This is a genomic window from Armatimonadota bacterium, assembly GCA_020354555.1.
Lineage (GTDB): Bacteria > Armatimonadota > Hebobacteria.
Genome location: CP070648.1, coordinates 1,713,745 through 1,717,644 on the forward strand (window position 1 = coordinate 1,713,745; position 3,900 = coordinate 1,717,644).

Consider the following 3,900-nt stretch of genomic DNA (forward strand, 5'->3'; position numbering starts at 1 on the left):
AAGCACATCCAGATGATGACCGCGGTCACGGCGCGCGCCGCCCGCGGCGTCGTTGAGATCGCCCGTCTCGCCGCCGGCGGCGCATCGGCGCTGCGCGAGCGGCCGATCGTGTCGACCTTTCAGTGCAGTACCAGCCCGCTCGTCTACGAGGGCGGTGCGCTCGATGCCGCCGTGGTCTTCGCCGAAGCGGGTTTGCCGTGCGGCTTTGTCGTGATGCCGATAGCGTGTGCCACGGGGCCAGCTACGTGGGGTGGTACGCTGGTGCAGTCTAACGCGGAGGTTCTGGCGGGAGTCGTCATCCTCGAGACGTTGGTGCCCGGCGCGGCGACCTTCTACGGCTCGTGCGCTACCGTCATGGACCTGCGCAGCGGGGCGGCGGCGTGCGGAGGTCCGGAGGACTTGTTGCTCCAGATGGCGTCAGCGCAGCTGGCGCGTCACTACGATCTTCCCGTCAGCATCGGCACGTTCGCCACGGGCGCGAAGTCGCCCGACTGGCAGGCGGGTCTGGAGAACGGGCTATCGGGTCTGGCGAGCGCGTTCGCCGGGGCCGACATGCTGTGCGGCGCCGGCGGGCTGGACAGCGCTCGCGGTTGCTCTCCCGAGCAGGTGGTGCTCGATGCGGAGATCTTCGCTCTGCTTCGCCACTTCGTGGGCGTACCGGCCGAGGCGGGGAGTGACGTGCTCGATGTCATCGGCGCCGCCGGCCCCGGCGGCGAGTTCCTGAGCCAGCGTCACACCCTGGCCACGATGCGACGGCTTTGGATTCCGCGCGTGTTCGATCGCGCCGAGTGGTCGGAGTGGGAAGCCGCGGGTAGGGCAGGTCCACGGGAGGCGGCGCGCGAGCGAATGCGCGAGATCCTCGCGGGTGATCGACCCGAGTATCTGGAGCCGGGGCTGGGCGCAGAGATTCAGGGCATTCTCGAACGTTACGAGCGGGAAGGAACCGACGGGCATGGATGAACTGCTGACGCCCCTGAGGCTGGCGATCCTGACGCAGGATGAGGAAGGCGCGCTGAAGGCGACGCGCGGCTTGTTGGATGCGGGGTTCGAGCCGCGCGTCATTCTCGAGTCGGGGCTCACAGAAGCGATGCTCGAGGTCGGGCGGCGTTGGAAGTGCGGCGAAGCGTTTCTGCCGGAGGTCATCGTCGCGGCGAAGATCTTCACGCGTTGCAACGAGATCGTCGAACCGGTTCTCGTGACCAGCGGCGTAACTGTTCGTCGCCCACAGCCGCTGGTGCTGGCCACCGTCAAAGGCGACCTGCACGATCTTGGCAAGAATTTGGTGGGCGCCATGGCCAAGACCGTGGGCTTCTCAGTTAATGATCTGGGCAAGGACGTGTCGGTCGACGAGATCGTCGCGGCTGCGGGCGAGTCGAGCCCCTGCATCGTTGGTCTCAGCGCGCTGCTGACGACGACCATGCCGCAGCAGAAGGCTGCGGTGGAAGCGATCGGGCAGGCGGGGCTGCGTCCCGACGTGAAGGTTATCGTCGGTGGCGCGCCGGTCACCCAGGAGTGGGCCGACCAGATCGGGGCCGATGGTTATGCGCCCGACGCGGCGAGCGCGGCTGATCTCGCGCTGTCGTTGTTGACCTGATACGGGCTTGTTATCGTGACACGATCGGAACGTGCGGCTCTGGCATTGGTGGCTTGCGGAGCGCTAGTTGCCGAGGTGCGTCACATCGTCGAAGCGCGTGGTTGGCGTGCCGACTTCTATGGGATTCCTGCGACTTACCACATGCGACCGTCGCAGATCGTGTCCGCCGTCGACGAACAGCTGCAGCGCATTCGGGACCACTATAATAAGGTGATCGTCGTGTACGGCGACTGTGGCACTGCCGGCGCGCTCGATGATGTGCTGCGCCGGCACGGAGTGCAGCGACCGTCCGGCAGCCACTGCTACGAGATCTGCTGTGGATGCGGCTTCGGCGGTCTGCTGGAAAGGGATCCTACATCCTACTTCCTGACCGACTACCTGGTCCGCGCCTGGGATGATGTGGTCGTGCGCGAGATGGGGCTCGATCGCGAGCCGTCATTGAAAGAGACAGTCTTCGGCGGATTCACGTCCGTGGCGTATCTGCGCCAGTCCTCCGACCCGGATCTGCTGGCCCGGGCCCAGCGCATCGCTGATGAACTGGGCCTTCCCCTGAGTGTCGAGGACGTCGGCTTGAGAGAGCTCGAGATACAGCTGGCGCGTCTGATTCAGGAGCCGGCGCGGCTTTGATGATGAGCGTCAATGGTGATCGATGTCGACTACAAGTGTGAGGGGTTAATGATGCGCACTAGCCGAGTATCGTCGGCGTGGCTGACGATGGTGTTTCTAATGTTCTGGGTCGCCTGTGGGCGAGAGTCCGGGAGCCAACGGAGCGATGAGGAGCCGGCCGCGGCGCCCACCGTCACGAGCGCCCCGGCCTCCGAGGTGGGGATGACTCTGCAAGAGCTCCGGCTGCCGGCGACGTTCAACGGAATGTTGACCATGCTCGATGATGATGTAAGAGAGGTAACGCTCGATCTCCGTGCCGACGAGAGGTTTCTGTGGCGCGAGACGCCGGTCGCTAAAGATGGAAGCACCGGCGCGTCCGAATACGACCGCGGCCGCTGGTATCTCGCCTATGGCGGCCGGCAGCTGGTTCTCATCGGCGAGAGCGAGGGGCCGCGCAAGTTCGAGCCCGAGGGGCCGGACAGACTGCGAGCCCTGGAGGGCGGCGGTATTGCGGGCGTTGGGCAGTACATCGCTAGAACCGAGGAGGCCGTGCCCTTCGCGGATTCCTACGGCATGCAGGGTATGTTCTCGTACATGGCGGACGCCGCTTTGTTCACCGACTGTCTGATGGGCAAGCGCTTCCCCGTGGCGATGGCGAGCGACTATCTCGCGTTGGAGCAGGCCTACCTGGACGTGGATCGCGAGCCGGGAGAAGCGGTTTTGGCCACGATCGAAGGTCATCTGGCGCAGCGGCCGCGGATGGAGGGCGCCGGGACAGAGGAGAACATCGTGGTCGACCACTTCGTCGCCATCTCACCCGGCGGATCGTGCGAGCCGCGTGCGGCGCTGGCGGAGCCGGAGAACACGTACTGGAAGCTGGTCGAGGTCAGCGGCGCAGCGGTCGAGGCCCCGGACGAAGGGCGCGAGGCGCACCTGATTCTGCGGCCGGCGGAAAAGCGCGTCTCCGGCAATACCGGCTGTAACCAGATCAACGGTGGCTATACGCTGGAAGGCGAGCGGCTGAAGTTCGGTCCGCTGGCGACGACGCTGCGGGCCTGCCCGGACGAGCCGGATATCGAGAGCGCCTTTCTGGGTGCGCTGGAGACTGTGACCCGCTACGAGCTGTACGGCGAGCGATTGGAGTTGTATTCGGGCTCGGATCTGGTCGCGCGTCTAGAGGCGAGGTACATGAAGTAGAGACGCTGCGTCGCGAACCATCGGGGATACGTGCGGCAGGCGCTGGAGCGAGGAAACGATATGATCAAGTGGTTACATGCTGGTGGGCTCGCCGTCGCCGCGCTATTCGCGGCCGCCTACGGTTGCTCGGAGTCGGCAGCGACGGTTTCGGGAACCGTCACATACCGGGAGCGCATCGCGCTGACGCCGAACGCGGTCCTCGAGGTGGCGCTGGTCGACGTTTCGCGGGCCGATGCACCGGCGGAGGTCATCGGCCGGCAGGTGATCGAGTCGCCCGGCCAGGTGCCGATAGCGTTCTCGATCGAGTATGACCCGGCGGACATTCAGGCTAACCACACCTACGCGGTTGAGGCGCGCATCCGTGAGGGGGATGACCTGCGTTGGGTCAGTACCGAGGCGTACTTAGTGATAACCCGCGACCGACCCACACAGGTCGACATGGTGCTGCGGGCTGTAGGTGAGTAGGCGGAGGCCGGTGATTTGAGAGAGGCCGTGGATTCCAC

At 65.5% G+C, this 3,900-nt stretch carries 5 protein-coding genes; all 5 read left to right on the plus strand.

Features of this window, described 5'->3' with window-relative positions:
• Positions 1-960: trimethylamine methyltransferase family protein (locus tag JSV65_06990; protein UCH36094.1), on the plus strand; the 960-nt coding region annotated here is incomplete at its 5' end.
• Positions 953-1,594, plus strand: a complete 642-nt coding sequence (locus JSV65_06995; GenBank protein UCH36095.1) for a cobalamin-dependent protein — start codon at positions 953-955, stop codon at positions 1,592-1,594. The genes JSV65_06990 and JSV65_06995, both read left to right, overlap by 8 nt.
• 15 nt (positions 1,595-1,609) lie before the next feature.
• Positions 1,610-2,221: a DUF1638 domain-containing protein gene (locus tag JSV65_07000; GenBank protein ID UCH36096.1), complete on the plus strand. Its 612-nt coding sequence runs from the start codon at positions 1,610-1,612 to the stop codon at positions 2,219-2,221.
• A 201-nt stretch (positions 2,222-2,422) separates the two neighbouring features.
• Complete coding sequence (locus JSV65_07005; GenBank protein UCH36097.1) at positions 2,423-3,397, plus strand: META domain-containing protein; 975 nt, start codon at positions 2,423-2,425, stop codon at positions 3,395-3,397.
• A 60-nt stretch (positions 3,398-3,457) separates the two neighbouring features.
• Complete coding sequence (locus tag JSV65_07010) at positions 3,458-3,862, plus strand: YbaY family lipoprotein (GenBank protein UCH36098.1); 405 nt, start codon at positions 3,458-3,460, stop codon at positions 3,860-3,862.
• Positions 3,863-3,900 lie beyond the last annotated feature (38 nt).

What these genes read in the sequence shown, in the direction of transcription:
- JSV65_07010 (UCH36098.1), top strand. Translation starts at nt 3,458, where the DNA reads ATGATCAAGTGGTTACATGCTGGTGGGCTCGCCGTCGCCGCGCTATTC.
- JSV65_07005 (UCH36097.1), top strand. Translation starts at nt 2,423, where the DNA reads ATGACTCTGCAAGAGCTCCGGCTGCCGGCGACGTTCAACGGAATGTTG.
- JSV65_06995 (UCH36095.1), top strand. Translation starts at nt 953, where the DNA reads ATGGATGAACTGCTGACGCCCCTGAGGCTGGCGATCCTGACGCAGGAT.